14 protein-coding genes, 1 pseudogene and 1 riboswitch are annotated in these 16126 nt (G+C 35.4%); of the genes and pseudogenes, 10 read left to right on the top strand and 5 right to left on the bottom strand.

Translation table 11 applies throughout. The features are described 5' to 3' along the window. The first annotated feature begins 137 nt into the window (after positions 1-137). Positions 138-1307: a sporulation protein YhbH gene (gene yhbH, locus NST63_RS19510; protein WP_280616904.1), complete on the top strand. Its 1170-nt coding sequence runs from the start codon at positions 138-140 to the stop codon at positions 1305-1307. A 172-nt stretch (positions 1308-1479) separates the two neighbouring features. Here the strand turns inward: yhbH and NST63_RS19505 are convergent, their stop codons facing one another. From NST63_RS19505 to NST63_RS19495, 3 genes are all read right to left on the bottom strand, one after another. Further along, complete coding sequence (locus NST63_RS19505) at positions 1480-1677, bottom strand: hypothetical protein (protein ID WP_341043462.1); 198 nt, start codon at positions 1675-1677, stop codon at positions 1480-1482. A gap of 57 nt (positions 1678-1734) precedes the next feature. Beyond that, positions 1735-2265: a peroxiredoxin family protein gene (locus NST63_RS19500; RefSeq protein ID WP_341043461.1), complete on the bottom strand. Its 531-nt coding sequence runs from the start codon at positions 2263-2265 to the stop codon at positions 1735-1737. Between the two features lie 194 nt (positions 2266-2459). Further along, entirely contained in the window at positions 2460-2654 is a 195-nt protein-coding gene (locus NST63_RS19495; RefSeq protein ID WP_212945880.1) for a hypothetical protein, read from the bottom strand. Positions 2655-3176: 522 nt separating this feature from the next. On the opposite strand from NST63_RS19495, the gene NST63_RS19490 reads away from it, so the two are divergent. From NST63_RS19490 to NST63_RS19480, 3 genes are read left to right on the top strand one after another with little or no spacing between them, the layout of a single operon-like run. Continuing rightward, complete coding sequence (locus NST63_RS19490) at positions 3177-4973, top strand: ABC transporter ATP-binding protein (RefSeq protein WP_341043460.1); 1797 nt, start codon at positions 3177-3179, stop codon at positions 4971-4973. Beyond that, complete coding sequence (locus NST63_RS19485) at positions 4970-5506, top strand: MauE/DoxX family redox-associated membrane protein (protein ID WP_341043459.1); 537 nt, start codon at positions 4970-4972, stop codon at positions 5504-5506. The genes NST63_RS19490 and NST63_RS19485 overlap by 4 nt, the downstream gene beginning before the upstream one ends. A gap of 14 nt (positions 5507-5520) precedes the next feature. Next, the gene (locus NST63_RS19480; protein ID WP_169846966.1) at positions 5521-6072 is read left to right on the top strand and encodes a thioredoxin-like domain-containing protein; all 552 of its coding nucleotides are present in this window, start codon (positions 5521-5523) and stop codon (positions 6070-6072) included. A gap of 305 nt (positions 6073-6377) precedes the next feature. Here NST63_RS19480 and NST63_RS19475 read toward each other — a convergent pair whose 3' ends face one another. Next, positions 6378-7793, bottom strand: a complete 1416-nt coding sequence (locus NST63_RS19475) for a catalase (RefSeq protein WP_341043458.1) — start codon at positions 7791-7793, stop codon at positions 6378-6380. A gap of 409 nt (positions 7794-8202) precedes the next feature. Continuing rightward, positions 8203-8350: riboswitch (FMN riboswitch) on the top strand. 234 nt (positions 8351-8584) lie between these two features. Between NST63_RS19475 and ribD the strand changes: the two genes are divergently transcribed. The 6 genes and pseudogenes from ribD (at position 8585) to NST63_RS19445 (ending at position 14896) form a co-directional block, all read left to right on the top strand. Then, a complete protein-coding gene (gene ribD / locus NST63_RS19470) occupies positions 8585-9667 on the top strand; it encodes a bifunctional diaminohydroxyphosphoribosylaminopyrimidine deaminase/5-amino-6-(5-phosphoribosylamino)uracil reductase RibD (protein ID WP_341043457.1) in 1083 nt (360 codons plus the stop codon). A 14-nt stretch (positions 9668-9681) separates the two neighbouring features. Then, positions 9682-10335 (top strand): riboflavin synthase, encoded by a 654-nt coding sequence (gene ribE, locus NST63_RS19465; RefSeq protein WP_212945888.1) that lies wholly within the window; start codon positions 9682-9684, stop codon positions 10333-10335. Positions 10336-10347: 12 nt separating this feature from the next. Continuing rightward, positions 10348-10962, top strand: a pseudogene (gene ribB, locus NST63_RS19460) (3,4-dihydroxy-2-butanone-4-phosphate synthase); the annotation flags it as partial. A 30-nt stretch (positions 10963-10992) separates the two neighbouring features. Beyond that, positions 10993-11460: a 6,7-dimethyl-8-ribityllumazine synthase gene (gene ribH / locus NST63_RS19455; RefSeq protein WP_212945890.1), complete on the top strand. Its 468-nt coding sequence runs from the start codon at positions 10993-10995 to the stop codon at positions 11458-11460. A 379-nt stretch (positions 11461-11839) separates the two neighbouring features. Next, positions 11840-12889 carry a polysaccharide deacetylase family protein gene (locus NST63_RS19450; protein WP_341043456.1) on the top strand — a complete coding sequence of 350 codons (1050 nt, stop codon included), beginning with the start codon at positions 11840-11842 and terminating at the stop codon, positions 12887-12889. 792 nt (positions 12890-13681) lie between these two features. Then, complete coding sequence (locus tag NST63_RS19445) at positions 13682-14896, top strand: Bcr/CflA family multidrug efflux MFS transporter (RefSeq protein ID WP_341043455.1); 1215 nt, start codon at positions 13682-13684, stop codon at positions 14894-14896. Between the two features lie 181 nt (positions 14897-15077). On the opposite strand, the gene NST63_RS19440 is transcribed toward NST63_RS19445, so the two are convergent. Then, on the bottom strand, positions 15078-15950 hold the full coding sequence (locus NST63_RS19440) for a LysR family transcriptional regulator (protein ID WP_212945893.1): 873 nt from the start codon (positions 15948-15950) through the stop codon (positions 15078-15080). Positions 15951-16126 lie beyond the last annotated feature (176 nt).

Genomic DNA, 16126 nt, shown 5'->3' with positions numbered 1-16126 from the left:
TGTAAATAATTTCGATTTTTTGCATAGTATAGAGTAATCCAAATTTATCTCTCTATTTCTACACACAGCCAACATATTGTATGTAGGGAAAATGAATTTGGTGCATGGTTTAAAAAAATTGCAGGAGGGGAAACGAGATGACTGAGTCAGAACACCAACAGTTTGTTATTTCAAGTGAAGATTGGTCCCTCCACCGAAAAGGACATGATGATCAAAAACGGCATCAAGAAAAAGTCCAGGAAGCCATTCGTAATAACTTACCCGATCTGATAACCGAAGAAAGCATCATTATGTCAGATGGCCGTGATGTGGTCAAAATTCCGATCCGATCATTGGATGAATACAAAATCCGTTATAATTATGATAAGAATAAACATGTCGGCCAGGGTGATGGCGAAAGTAAGGTGGGTGACGTTGTTGCACGCGATGGCGCGCCACAAAAGGGACCCGGAAAAGGCGATGGCGCAGGGGATCAGCCAGGGGATGACTATTATGAAGCTGAAGTATCATTAATGGAATTGGAGGAAGCATTATTTAAGCAATTAGAATTGCCAAACCTTCAAAGAAAAGAGCAGGATTTAAATACGATCGAGGATATTGAATTTAATGATGTACGAAAAACAGGATTAATGGGAAATATCGATAAGAAACGAACGATGATGACAGCCTTCAAGAGGAATGCAATAAGCGGAAAACCTAGTTTCCACCCGATTTATCAAGAGGATCTAAAATTTAGAACATGGAATGAAATTCAAAAACCAGAATCAAAGGCCGTTGTCCTTGCAATGATGGATACGAGCGGCTCGATGGGAGTATGGGAAAAATACATGACTCGCAGCTTCTTTTTCTGGATGACGCGCTTTTTACGTACGAAGTATGAGACAGTCGATATTGAATTTATTGCTCACCACACAGAAGCTAAGGTAGTATCCGAAGAAGATTTTTTCTCCAAAGGTGAAAGTGGAGGTACTATTTGTTCATCTGCCTATCGGAAAGCCATTAGTCTCATTGATGAAAAATATGAACCATCCCGCTACAATATTTATCCGTTCCACTTTTCAGACGGTGATAATTTAACCTCTGATAATCCACGCTGTATCAAACTAGTTGAAGAGCTAATGAAGGTTTCGAATATGTTCGGCTACGGTGAGGTGAATCAATACAACCGCCACTCAACATTAATGACCGCCTATAAAAATATTAAGAATGAAAAATTCCGTTATTATATTCTAAAGCAAAAATCAGACGTATTTCATGCGATGAAGAGCTTTTTTACGAAGGAACAAGAGGAAAAGGTTTTTAGTTAATTTTCAACTGCTCTCCAATGCAAATTGGGGAGTTGTTTTATTGCCTGTTATAATGAACATAAAATTATCAAGTAGTTAATCGTTTATGTTTGTCATGCACGAACAAATAAATATAGAATTTATTCAACTATCCATTGGGTATTTTAGCTGCTTTTTTAGATGTAAATGTAAGTTATGGTCTACATTGACAATTTACAAACGTAGTGCCGCTACAATCTTCCCCTGTTCGGGAATCCACATATTTATAACCTGTTGCAGGTGCTTCCGCACATTTACTAATATTAAGATAACAAAATGTTCTTTTAATCGTTGATGAGCATATTAAATATGCTGGAGAAATACCCATCAATTTTGAAAATAGCTTGGACATGAAATCACCTCATATAGAAATTTAGGTTACCCAATGGATAGTTGAGTAAATTTTACATTATACGACTGATCTAGTTAGAAACGTTTTCATTTGAAGTGGGATGGGTGTTCTTAAAAGTATTTTTCGATTTTTATCTATATAGATAAAAGAGGGTAAAAACGAAATCTCGAACGTTTCAAATAGCTCGGCGTTACCCTGTAAAACTATGAAATTCTCATTATACAAATCTATAATTTTGTTTAACTGGTTTTTATCACTTTCACCACAAATTACGGCAAAATTTTGGTTTAGCCCTTTCATTTCAATCATAAATTCTTCTAAATAGGACTCACAATAACCACATTGCGAATCGATAAAGGCAAGTGTTATTCCATTATCTAAAATATCGTTTAATGTATAACTTTTTTGATTGATAGAGGGTAGTTTAAAGTTTGGTGCAATAATTAATGAGTTCTCAAAAGTGTTTTCATGCGGATTTTCTTGTTGTATCATCTTTTCTTTAGTTTTCTTGGGAAATAACATGACAAAGCAAATGATGAACATAATGATTGATAAAAGAACTAAGCTAATCAAAATGAAAGAAATCAAAATGATACCTCCAGCTTCAAGTGTTATAAATGATGATCGATATGTAAGGGATTCTTATGATGAGAACAATTATAAAAATTTTCGAAGAAATCAATAGTCTAGATCACAACTGAAAATGGTATATAAAATTTATTCAACTATCCATTGATCCATTTAATGTTTGATATTAACTATGTTTTTAGGAAAAAGAACGATTACGGTCTACATTGACAGTTTGCAAAGTAAGTAGGACTACAATCTTCACCAGTTCGGGAATCGACATATTTATAACCCGTAGCAGGTGCCTCTGCACATTGATTAATATTTAGGTAACAAAATGTTTTTTTGACAGTTACGGAGCAAATTGGATAGGCGGAAGTTCCCATTAATTTTGAAAAAAATTTTGACATACGATCACCTCATATAGAATTATTAGAGATCAATGGATAGTTGATCAAATTTTACATTGCACTTCTAATCTTGTTAGAAGTGTATTTTTTTATGTCATTGGTGTCTTTCGTGTGATTTAGGACCTTTTCAATTAAGAAAAGAAGAAGGTGAAATCAGGGTTATAAATTTTTCTACTGTCTTCTATAAGCAGTTAAATTTAGGATTTTCTTTAGTGAAAACTAAGTGTAGTAGTTGGAAAGATTTATTTTAGAGATTTTTTAATTAAAGACATTTTTCAATGTTTTCGTTTGCATATGAAGTAATCATTCTAGAAGTGTGATTAAGACATTTGAAGAAAAAATCCAGAAAAATTTTCTGATGATTCATAGGAGTATCTGAAGGAGTATTATAGGTTGAGCATAATACTAGAGATAGAAAAATATTAACTTATTTTCTAGTTTTTGGACAATTAACAATTACTATGTTATTATTTATTCTAAATAATGTCAATATACAGAATATTAAGAGGGGGAAATAATAGTTTGCAAATTTTTCTTGGACTGTTTAAGGGGATTGGATTTTCATACAAATTAGTCTGGGTAAATAATAAGTCGTATTTATTTTTTATGGCATTTATTAAAGTAATTACAGGATTAATACCTGTTACACTTATCTATTTGACTCAAAAATTGATTAATGAAGTGGTTGGTCTTTTTTCTAAAGAGAGTTCATATAGCAGTGTATTTTTCTTATTTTCCTTACAAATTGGTATTATTCTTTTTTCTTATTTTTTACAATATTTATCAATCATCAATGAAAAAAAAGTAACTATTGTAATTGGAAAAATTATCAATATATCTATTTTCGAAAAAATTAATAAAATTTCCTTTATTAACTTTGAAAAACCTGCAACTTATAACAAAATTCAAAGATTGAGTAGTAATCAATCAAGTGTCTTGAATGTAGTAGAAGAATCATCAAGTCTTATAAGAGACTTAATTACGGTGTCTTCGATCCTATTTTTTTTAATCGCACAGCACTGGGCATTTATACTCATTCTTTTTGTTGGTATTCTTCCTCTATTTTTTATTGAGATGAGTTATGGCAATAAAAGATTTGAACTGGCAAAATTTTTAACTCCATTTGGAAGACTTGAATCGTATATAGCAGGTTTGCTAAATAACCGAGATTCACTCAAGGAAATTAAATTGTTTGGAACTGGGAAATATCTTATTAGCAAATGGGAAGAAAATTATCAGTTATTTGCAAAGAATGAACTTTCCCTGCTGAAAAAACAGGGGATTTTGACTTTAGTAGCGCAATTTTTATTAATCACTACCTATGCACTATCAGGAATACTAGTACTCCTCCTAATCTCTTCAGGGAAATTACTTGTTGGAAGTTTTGTATCCGTTTTGCAAGCCGTGCAAAATATTCAAGAATCTTTAAGTAATATCTCAAGAAATATAGCAAAAATCTATGAGAGTAGTTTGTTTATTGAAGAGTATCGCGAGTTTATGGAAATTGAGGAGTTTAATGAAGGTCATCATGGATCTATCATTAATCATATTGAAGCCATTCAAATAAGAGATTTAGCTTTTACTTATCCAGATGAATTGAAACCTGCTATTCAAAATATTTCTATAGATATTCCATTGGGAAAGAAAATTGCCATTATCGGTGAAAATGGTTCTGGAAAAACAACATTAACTAAATGTATTTCAGGATTATATGAAGTAAGTACAGGAATGATTTCAATAAATGGAATGGATATGAATCATATTAATAAAAACTCTTTTCATAAAAAAATCTCTATCCTTTTTCAGGATTATGAAAAATACAATTTTACTGTTAAGGAGAACATAGGATTTGGAAATATAGATAACATCGAGAATGCTGAAGAAATTCAATTGGCAGCTATTCGGACAGGTATTCATTCGAAGGTGGAAAAGTTTTCAAAACAGTATGAAACGATATTAGGAAGGCTTTTTGATGGAGGACTTGAACTCTCAGGAGGTCAATGGCAGAAATTAGCTTTATCAAGATCATTATTTAGGGAAACAGATCTAATTATTTTAGATGAACCGACTTCAAGTTTAGACCCAATCTCTGAAATTGAAATATTACAGCAATTATTTAAACAAACTCCAGATAAATCAATGATTTTTATCACTCATAGACTTGGAACAGCGTATTTGGCCGACGAAATCCTTGTTATGAAAAACGGTGAAATTATTGAGCGTGGCAGTCATTCAGATTTATTAAGTCATAGAGGACAGTATTACGAAATGTACACATCGCAATCACAACTTTATGAGAAGGAAGGTTTGGTTTTGTGAGTTACATAGTCTACATGATTCAAGTCATTCTAGCATTCCTATTTATAACAACCGCATTTGATAAATTAAAAAACTGGAATAAACACAAAATATCTATTTCTCAATATAAACTCTTACCTAAAAGTTTAATCACTTATTCTTTGTTTTTTATGGTTTGTTTAGAATTGATGATTGCCATTCTATTTTACTTTTTTTCGGTCAATATATTTAGTATTTCGCTATTAACTATAACCATATTAATTTATACTTCTGCCGTTGTCATCAATCTGATCAGGGGGAATACGGATATAAATTGTGGTTGTGGAAGTTTTTTAGAGAATCAAGAGCTAAATTACGGAATAGTGATTAGAAATATTTTTATTTTAGGATTTGCATTTATTCCTTTTTTCTATGATTCACCAATAATCATTCATTTCTTTTTCAAACTGTTTTTTAGTCTATGTTCAGTTAATGTACTGATATTTATTGCAATAATAAAGGAAACGAGATTGTTGGTAGTTCATTCAAAGAAAATATATAAAGTGATTGAATGATAGGAGGAATCAACTTGTCCACAATTTATAATATCTCATTGATTACGCTCATTATACTTTCCTTAGGACAACTAGTATTAATTTTTTTCCTTGCTAGATATATAGGAGCATTTATCCGTAAAATCGAAAGTGTTAATGGCATAAAAATTGGTACACTTCAACTTGATCAAATTGCTCCTGCTTTTAGAGAATATAATCATAGGGGAGAGAAAGTAATATCAACTGAATTATTTAGTAATCATCGTACATTATTGCTATTTATTAATACGAATTGTCCAACTTGTAAAACATTATTACCCGAGTTAAGAAATATAAAACGACATTACGATATTAACTTAGTTTTAGTAAATACGGATGAACAGCATGAGGATAGTCTCATAGTCAACCATGTTAGTGAAGACATGATTTATTTGCGCTCAAATAAATTGATGAGGCTCTATTCGATTACAACGGTACCTTACGGAATATTAATAAATGAAGATAAGAAAATAGAGCAAATAAGTGAGATGAAAAATAGCAATAGTCTTTGGAATTTGCTATTAAATGTAGATAGAAAAGTATCGTGATTTTAAGGTTAATGATACTTTTAAAGAAGTAGAAGTTTTACTTGATAAATAGTGTAGAACCGTATCATAAGTATATAAGGTTTTTCCGAAAAAAAATTACAGCACCTTCTAAACGGATGGAGAAGGGCTGTTTTATTATTTGAATGACTTTGTAGCAGGATGTATCTTCATATCGAGTCTTCAACATATGTATCCACAGAGTAATCGAATTACAATTTTTAGAAAATGGGCTTAAAAAACAAAAAGCATGAAATTAGCCGAGTGATGCTGAATAAAGGGTAACATTAACTATTTCAAATAACTCTTCATCCCTCTCGTTTCATCGTTACAGATTTGTTCAGTTTACTTGCTAGATCATTGGATGCATTATTCATATATTGTAATACAAGATTATACACATCGGATGAAACCGTTGCTAATCCTGGTGCCATATTTTCAATTAAATCATTTTGTTGATCCTCGGAAAGAGATTCATAAAAAAGTCCAGCTTGTGTAAAATCATCCTGTTTTTCAAGGTCAGATCGTTGAAGAATACCTTCAACCAATCGACCATTACCGCTAGTAACTAAATCACCTGGCCACCAATCTGCTTGGTAGTTTACTGGGACATTTCGGAAATCTGAACCTATACGATTACGTTGAGAATCCCAGTAAACATTGGCACGTCCTTGTAACATTTTATCATCGGATAATTCAACACCATTCAGTAAATTCGATGGTGAAAAGGCCGCTTTTTCAACTTGCTCCATGTAGTTATCTGGATTTTTGTTTAACACCATGCGACCGACAGGATGAAACGGAAATTGTTGCTGATCCCAAATCTTCGTAGCGTCTAATGGATCGTATGGAAGTCCTGCAGCTTTATCTGGATCAATCACTTGGACATACAATCCATATTCTACTTGTTCTCCTTTTTCAATCGCATTATATAAATCCTGCCCAGCAATATCAGGATTTTCCCCTGCTAATTTCACTGCTTCATCATTCCGAATGTACTGCTGACCTGCCAGTGGTGACCAAGTATACTTAACATAATGTCGCTTTCCTTCAGCATTTTTCCAAACATACGTGTTGACACTATAACCAGGTAAATGACGAAGACTTTTAACTGTACCTAGATTAGAGTAAACAAGAAGTGTAAATAATAACGACTCAGGTGCCCTTGCAACAAAATTCCAGTAACGGCTTGGATCTATTAAGTTGCTTTTTGGTGAAGGAAGAAATGCCTTAATTGCTTCAGGGAAACGAATGGTATCACGTACAGAAAATACTGGAATGTGGTTACATATAAGATCAAAAATGCCCTCATCTGTATAAAATTTTGTGGAAAAGCCCCGTACATTTCTTGATGTATCAGGTGTGCCTTTTGTGCTGACGGCAAGTGAGAACCGTACAAATACTGGAACCCTTGTTCCTGGCTGTTGTAAAAATGAAAGGGATGTATAATTTGACATAGAATATAACGTTTCAAATTGACCAAAAGCACCCCATCCCTTAACGTGCACGGGTCTTTCTTTCATCTTTTCATGTATAAATGTTTGTAATGTTTCATGTTCAATATTATCTTGTTTTAATATTGGTCCCCGTTTACCCACAGTTTGAGAGTGGAGTTTAGCTGGAAGGTCTATATTCCATTGATAGCTACTTCCTGGTGCTTGTTTTTGCTGAGGATGATTCTGTTCTGGATAGTTTTCTCGCGGATTTGTATCGTGATTATCCATACATTCTCCTCCAATCATTTTAGTCTAATTTCAATGAATTATATGGGAGAATGTCGATACTTAGACCAATGAACATTAAGCGGGGGGCCGCAAAGATTCATCTCGCTGAACCGTACCATAAGTAAATGAGTTCATTCATTTATTGAATTTTCCTTAGTAAGTGGAATAGCGGAAAGGAGTCTTCCGGTGTGCTTTTCTATAATTGATTATTTATCTAAGAAAGCATCTAAAGTTTTATTATAACGATTTAAATAGGTTCTCAATTTTTCTACCAGTTGGGAGTTTTTATTTTTGGATGGTAAGCAAGAGGGTTAATTGATTTTCATGCATAAAAATAACCAATTTATTTTTTTTAAAACAAAATGTTTGATTTATTAAATTTTAGCGATATAATAAGCACTAATTAAATAGTATCCTTCGGGGCAGGGTGAAATTCCCTACCGGCGGTGATGAAACAGTCATGTTTCTTAGTCCGTGACCCGGTTAACATTTGTTAAACGGTGGATCTGGTGCAACTCCAGAGCCGACAGTTATAGTCTGGATGGGAGAAGGAAAAAAGAAATTGGGTAAGTTCGAACAGTCTTTCCCTTTCTTTGTTGTTGATTGGAAAATAAGGTTTTTTTTGTTGCGGGCAAAACCTTTATTTTGCTATACATAAATAAGGATAGGAAAGGTTTCATATATACCTTTATTTTTCTATTCTCATTTTTAAACCCTGAAGAATCATTCTTCAGGGTTTTTTATTTGTCCCGTTGTATGACATCAAATACTTTTTGTAAGGAGAATGTAGAATGAATGATCATTATTATATGAAACTCGCCCTTAACCTTGCAATGAGTACAAATGGACAAACGACACCAAATCCTGCAGTAGGTGCGGTGATCGTGAAAAATAATCAAATTGTGGGAATGGGTGCCCACTTGAAGGCGGGGGAGCCGCATGCTGAGGTACATGCGATTCGCATGGCAGGGGATCATGCGAAAGGGGCTACGATGTATGTCACTTTAGAGCCTTGTTGTCATTTTGGTAAAACTCCACCTTGTGCAGATTTAGTGATTAAATCTGGAGTGAAAAGGGTGGTCATCGCAATGGCTGATCCGAATCCAAAGATTTCAGGTAAAGGGATTGAGCGGCTTCAAGATGCAGGGTTACAGGTTGAAGTTGGCGTGTTAAGCGAAGATGCGAGCCAAATCAATCAGGTGTTCACACATTTTATTCAAACAGGACTACCTTTTGTCACCTTGAAGTCAGCAATTAGTCTGGATGGAAAAATAGCTACAGAAGAAGGCAAAAGCAAGTGGATCACAAGCAGTGAGGCGCGGGAGGATGTGCATTATTTTAGGCATACTCATGATGCCATACTTGTTGGGGTTAACACGATTATCAAAGATAATCCGAGTTTAACAACAAGGCAAGCAGGCGGAGGAAAAAGTCCTGTCAGGTTTATTTTAGATACAAATTTACGGACTCCGATTGATTCGAAAATTGTTTCTGATGGACTGGTAGAAACATGGATTGTCACTGGTTCAAATGTAAAAAAAGAAAAGATGGATTTATATAAAAATAGAAATGTTCATTTTCTCCAGATGGATTCTCCGAAGATAGAGATAAAGACTTTGCTCAAAGAGATGGCAACGATGGGCATAACCTCTCTATTCGTTGAAGGAGGAGCCGAAGTCCTTGGTAGCTTCCTAAAGGAGCGGGCATTTCAACAAGTGATTACGTATATTGCACCTAAACTAATTGGTGGCCGAATGGCGCCCACTTCATTTGCTGGCGAGGGAATATCTGAAATACATGAGGCGTTGGAACTAGAGATTAATGAAGTGAAGAAAATAGGTAGTAATATCCGAATCATCTCAAAAGCTATGTAAGGAGGTGGCAACAGTTGTTTACAGGAATTATTGAGGAAATAGGAATGATTAGGAGCATCAGAAAATCGGGTCATGCGATGAAATTAGAGATCATGGCTAAAAAGATAATAGAGGATATGCATAACGGAGATAGTATTTCTGTCAATGGGGTCTGTTTAACGGTGACAACGTATACGCAGGACAGCTTCCATCTGGATGTAATGCCCGAAACGTTTCAGTCGACCAGCTTAGTAGGGCTGAAGCAAGGTTCGAAGGTGAATTTGGAACGTGCCATGGCTGCTAATGGTAGATTTGGGGGTCATTTCGTCTCAGGACATGTAGATGGAACAGGAATGATTAAGCGAATCTGGCAAGCGGATAATGCTCGCTATTATGAGATTGAAACAACTAAAGAACGATTGAAATACATCATTCATAAAGGATCTGTTGCCATTGACGGAACAAGCCTTACTGTATTTGAAATACACGATCAATCCTTTGTTATTTCTTTAATCCCTCACACCTTATCAGAAACGATTTTGTCTGAAAAGAAAATGGGAGATGTGGTGAATATTGAGTGCGATATGCTAGGCAAGTATATGGAGCATTTCCTTCATTTTCGTGATTCGAACCATTCTAGAAAAACAATGATTACGAATGAAATGTTAAAAGAAAATGGGTTTATATAAGGAGGAGAAACCATGTTTGATTCCATTGAAGAAGCATTAGATGAGCTAAGGGCAGGAAAAGTGATCATCGTTTGTGATGATGAGGATCGGGAAAATGAAGGAGACTTTGTCGCTCTAGCTGAAAAGGCAACTCCTGATGTGATTAACTTTATGATTACACAGGGTAAAGGACTAGTTTGTGTTCCAGTCGATGAAAAAATAGCTAATCGCCTTGAATTAGCACCGATGACTGTAGAGAATACAGATCATTTTGGTACTGCCTTTACTATCAGTGTTGATCACAACTCTACAATTACTGGGATTTCTGCATATGAACGATCAACGACGATTAGAGAGCTTAGTAACAGTACCTCGGTGTCTAGCGATTTTAAACGTCCTGGCCATATCTTTCCATTAATTGCGAAGGAAGGCGGCGTTTTAACAAGACCGGGACATACGGAAGCAGCTGTTGATTTTGCAAAGCTCGCAGGTGCTTCACCAGCTGGAGTTATTTGTGAGGTTATAAATGAAGATGGCACAATGGCAAGGGTCCAGGAATTGCGTAAGATAGCGGATGAATTTCAATTGAAATTGGTGACGATTCACGACCTGATTCGTTATCGAAAAGAAATAGAAAGCAATATCCGCGTAAAATAAACAACATTAGGAGGAATAAAAATGAGCTATACATTTGAAGGGAATTTAGTAGGAACAGGATTGAAAGTTGGTATTGTAGTAGGAAGATTTAATGAATTTATCACAGGTAAATTATTAGGGGGTGCTATAGACGCATTAAAAAGACATGGGGTGGATGAAGAAGATATTCAAATCGCATGGGTGCCAGGTGCATTTGAAATTCCATTCATTGCACAAAAAATGGCTAAATCAAATAAATATGATGCGATCATCACTCTCGGAACGGTAATAAGAGGATCAACCCCACACTTTGATTATGTTTGTAATGAAGCAGCCAAAGGCATAGCAGCCATTTCATTAAATACAGGAATCCCAGTCATATTCGGTGTCTTAACAACAGATACAATCGAACAAGCCATCGAACGAGCTGGAACAAAAGCAGGAAACAAAGGCTGGGACGCAGCCGTCTCCGCCATCGAAATGGCAAACCTATCTAAAATAGTAGAATAACCATTTAAGGGGGTCAGACCCCACATGAAATATTGTGATTAGATCAAGCTTTTCGAATCTAAACATTGTATTTTGGGGTCAGACCCCCTTTTTTAAATTTAGAAATTGCTAAAAGTGATTATTTAGTTGAAGTAGACTATTATTGGTGCGTAAAAGAACAAGAATAGCCTCGTCATAGGTTGACCCAATTTTTGAACCGGTTTATTCTAATCAATCAAACTGATTATCAATCAAAAGATTTTAATTGTTAAACTATAAATTTATAGCCTGTCTATCAATAAAAGTCGAAAATTGTAACTTCTTTGTCACCATTTATTCCCTGGTAAATTTTATACTCTATATAACAAATATATTACATCAGGGGGGACGGTGCATAAAGATGAAGAAGAAGTTGAATAGGAGAGGGAAAATTAGTTTAATTGGTTTGGTTATGCTAGTTTCTTTCGTAATAATCGGTTTTAAGATTCATAGTCAACAAGTTTCAGATCCAACAGCAAAAGCAGCAGAAGTCGTCGCAAAGTCTCAATCTCAAAAAGAGGATTCAGTCGAAGAAGAGCATAAACGAGTAAAAAAGGTCGAAAAAAGTCAAAAGGCAAATCAACCAGTTGAAAAAGAGCAAGTGAAAAAGCAGGAGAAAGAAATAGTAAATACGAAGACAGAACAAGAAAAGAAAGAATCGACTACTCAAGAGCAAAAACAAGTAGCGAAGAATCCGGAAAAAGAGAAGAAACAAGAAGAAGCAGATACTTCATCGAAAAACGAAACGTCCTCCGCATCCGTTGATAAAAAGAATAATATAATCAATCCAACTCTCCCATTAGTAAAACCTTCTGAAGGTAAAGTGGTGTATTTAACATTTGATGATGGTCCCTCAAATAGAATGGGAGATTTAATGAATATATTAGATCAATATCAAGCAGAAGCTACATTCTTTTGGTTAGAACCAAATATGAGGAGATTTCCTACAGAGGTACAAGATGCCATTCAACGAGGGTTCTCAATCGGTCTACATGGTGTTACACATGATGTGAAGAAAATATATGTATCTAAGGATACAGTAGTTAGTGAAATGGTTACAGCGAATCAAACTTTAGAAAAACTAGCCGGGATCACTACTCATCTTATCAGAACACCTTACGGAAGCCATCCATATATGAAGCCAGAATATAAAACAGCAGTACATAATCAAGGCTTTATTTTATGGGATTGGAATGTAGACAGTAGAGATTGGAAGTATCGGGATAGCCGATATGTCAATGATGTCATTCAACAAGTTGAAAACTTAGTGGCAAAGAATATCCCTCCTGTTATTCTTATGCATGACCGCACGGAGACGATTAATCACTTGCCTGAACTATTAAACTACTTGAAAAATCAAGGATATACCTTTAAGAAACTTGAACAAGAGAATATGCCTGTTCAGTTTTAGCAGGTTAAAAACAATATATGTAACAGATAGAATGATCTCCATTTCATCATGGATCATTCTTTTTTTTTTGATTGGCTTTTTCTCAAACATTGTTGTTTAAATAAAGTTTGAATCAATAAGCGCTATCCGAAGCGAGCGGTAGATTACCGTAAAAGGTGAAAATGTGTGTGCAAGGTAACGGAAGGGAACGATAGATTACCGTAAAGTGTAAAAAAGCGAGTGCAAGGTAACGAAAGTGAGCGATAGATTACCGTGAAGAAGAAAAATGCTTGTTAAAGGTAACGAAAGCGAATAATAGATTACCATGAAGAAGAAAAAAGCGAGTGCAAGTTAAAGAAAGGGATCGAATGATTACCATAAAGGGTGAAAATGTGTGCAAGGTAACAAAAGTGAGCGATAGGTTACCGTAAAGGGTAAAAAAGCGAGTGCAGGGTAACGAAAGGGAACGAAAGATTACCGTGAAGAAGAAAAAAGCGTGCCCAAGGTAACCAAAGCGAGTGATAGATTACCGTGAAAGATGAAAATATCGTTTCATATAGCTCCCCCTTTCATTTCACGGGTATAAGAGTTGAAAACTCCAACTCCATTAGACCTCTCTAATCCTATATGGGGTGTAAAACATGCAGTTGGGCTTTGACGAAAACAGCCTTTTGCTAAAATCACTTTTGATATTCCGATAGAAAACCACTAAGTACTGTGTCGTAAAATTGGAGTAGATGCATGTTAAATGTTTATGGTAAAATTTATACTTATATATTTGAAGGTTCATATGATTGAAAGGGGAAGGAGGAGATGAATATGGAAAAGGAACTTATCTATTCACCATCGATGGCTAAGTCACGCAGATTATGGATTGCTTTTGTATTAGGTGCCCTTTCTGCCTTCGGTCCACTATCGATAGATATGTATTTACCAGCATTGCCTAAGCTCACCGAAGAACTACATACGAATACATCGGTTGCACAGCTTAGTTTAACTGCTTGCCTCATCGGGTTGGCGCTTGGTCAGCTTTTAGTTGGTCCTTTAAGTGATGTTCGTGGACGAAAGAAGCCGCTATTAATCGCACTTATTTTATATTCTGTAGCATCTATTCTTTGCGCTTACAGTACATCAATCTGGATGCTCATTTTCTTACGTTTTATTCAAGGGGCAACTGGCGCAGCCGGAATTGTTATTTCTCGAGCGTCGGTAAGAGATATGTATTCTGGCACCGAACTAACGAAATTTTTCGCTTTATTAATGCTTGTTAATGGGGCTGCTCCAATTCTGGCACCGATTGCTGGAGGACAGCTGCTTCATTTTGTTACGTGGCGTGGAGTCTTTTTTGTTCTTTTTGTCATCGGAATTTTAATGTGGTTAGCGGTTTCCTTTGGATTAAAAGAAACATTACCACGTGAAAGGCGATCACCAGGAGGATTAAAACAAACATTCTCCACTTTTCATCTAATCATAACTGATCGACAGTTTATGGGCTACTCCTTCTCACAAGGGCTTGTATCCGCAGCAATGTTTGGATATATTTCTGGATCACCATTTGTTTTACAAGATATATTTGGTGTTTCACCGCAAATGTTTAGTGTAATTTTTGCGATTAATGGTGTGGGAATTATTATTGCTTCTCAATTGACTGGCCGCTTAGCTGGCAGAGTTTCAGAGCTAAAGCTGTTTATTATCGGGATTAGCTTATGTGCAATTGGTGGTGTCATCTTACTACTTGTTGTTCTTCTCGATGCTGGGTTATATGCGGTTATTCCATCATTGTTTATTGTTGTGTCCAGTGTGGGGATGGTTGGTACAACATCCTTTTCATTAGCTATGCAAAATCAAAGTGAAACTGCTGGAAGTGCCTCGGCAATACTCGGTTTATTACCTTTTATTCTTGGAGCGATTGTTGCACCACTTGTAGGACTAGGTGGAAGCCATACCGCAGTGCCAATGGCCATTGTGATAGCAGGATGTGGAATAGGAGCGGTACTCGTCTATCTCTTCCTCAATAACAAAAAATAATGATTACTATTTTAGAGACAAAGTTCGATATAGGGAGCTTTGTCCTTTTTTATGAATATCGATAGCCATTGGCTAGTATTTCTCTCCTTATGATAGATGGTAAACACTCGCTAAGTTTCGTAAATATTGCCTGGTGACCAATTCACATCTATACTCTTTTGGAAAAATAGTCCACCTTTTCCTATTCAAACATCTCAATAAAATATTTAGCGCTTTTCGTTAAATAACGGTCCTTGCTCCAGATTAATGCAGATTCAGCCATGATCTCGGTATCACTTATAGACAGAACCCGTATATTGGTAGTTTGAAAGGATAGTAGTGAGTATTTAGGGATAATTGTTGCCCCGACTCCTTTCGAAACGAGGGAGAGAATCATTGTCACATCAGGGCATTCACAAACAATATTTGGCTCAAAGCCATGTCTTCTACATTCATTTAAAATTAATTCATATTGTCCTAAGCCTTTAATTCGATGCAAGAGTAGTAATGGAATGTCTTTTAGAAGACTCATAGAAATGGATGCCTGCTCTATATTGACCCATTCTTTAGGAAAAACAGCGACATAAGGATCCTTTGATAAATGTCGATAGGAAAAATCACTTAATTCCATCGGTAAGCGGATCACACCTAAATCGATTTCATTATTTTTTATATGCTCACCAATGACAAATGAATCTCCTTCTCTTAAATGAATCTTGACGAGTGGATATTTTTTTAGGAAGGCTTGTATTCTTTCAGGAAAGTATGAAAAGCATGATTTTGATGCTCCTAGGGCAAGAACTCCTCTTAATCCCTCTTCCGTTTCCTTTACCTCATTAATCGTGTTTTCCAGTTGTTGAATCAGCTTTTGTGCTTGTTGATATAGGACTTTTCCGGGATTCGTAAGCTCCAATATTTTCCCGTTTCGTTCGAATAATTTGACTCCTAATTCCTCCTCTAAAAGTTTTAATTGGTGACTTAAAGGAGGTTGGGACATATGGAGTTTCTTGGCTGCGCGAGTGATTTGCCCTTCTTCGACGATGGTTGAAAAATATTGTAATTGGCGAATATCCATTCTAGGCCTCCTTACATTCATTTTGCCGAGCATTCCTCATCTAAGAAGAAAGGAAGAACTGATGCATATTATTTTTGTATGAAAAACAAATATTTTAAATATTTTAAATATATTTTAACACATGTTACATTCGATATGTAAGTGCTTTCATTTTAAAAGGCTCTATTCTCAAACAT

Source organism: Heyndrickxia sp. FSL W8-0496, from assembly GCF_038007825.1.
Taxonomy (GTDB): Bacteria; Bacillota; Bacilli; order Bacillales; family Bacillaceae_C; genus Heyndrickxia; species Heyndrickxia oleronia.
The sequence above is the reverse complement of the archived record's forward strand: the minus strand, read 5'-3'. Positions and strand labels throughout refer to the sequence as shown.

Bases quoted from the DNA above. Each gene is read 5' to 3' on its own strand.
- NST63_RS19495 (WP_212945880.1), bottom strand. From the start codon at position 2,654: ATGTCAAAATTTTTTTCAAAATTAATGGGAACTTCCGCCTATCCAATT.
- ribH (WP_212945890.1), top strand. From the start codon at position 10,993: ATGAGCTATACATTTGAAGGGAATTTAGTAGGAACAGGATTGAAAGTT.
- NST63_RS19505 (WP_341043462.1), bottom strand. From the start codon at position 1,677: ATGTCCAAGCTATTTTCAAAATTGATGGGTATTTCTCCAGCATATTTA.
- NST63_RS19440 (WP_212945893.1), bottom strand. From the start codon at position 15,950: ATGGATATTCGCCAATTACAATATTTTTCAACCATCGTCGAAGAAGGG.
- yhbH (WP_280616904.1), top strand. From the start codon at position 138: ATGACTGAGTCAGAACACCAACAGTTTGTTATTTCAAGTGAAGATTGG.
- NST63_RS19445 (WP_341043455.1), top strand. From the start codon at position 13,682: ATGAATATGGAAAAGGAACTTATCTATTCACCATCGATGGCTAAGTCA.
- NST63_RS19450 (WP_341043456.1), top strand. From the start codon at position 11,840: ATGAAGAAGAAGTTGAATAGGAGAGGGAAAATTAGTTTAATTGGTTTG.
- ribD (WP_341043457.1), top strand. From the start codon at position 8,585: ATGAATGATCATTATTATATGAAACTCGCCCTTAACCTTGCAATGAGT.
- NST63_RS19475 (WP_341043458.1), bottom strand. From the start codon at position 7,793: ATGGATAATCACGATACAAATCCGCGAGAAAACTATCCAGAACAGAAT.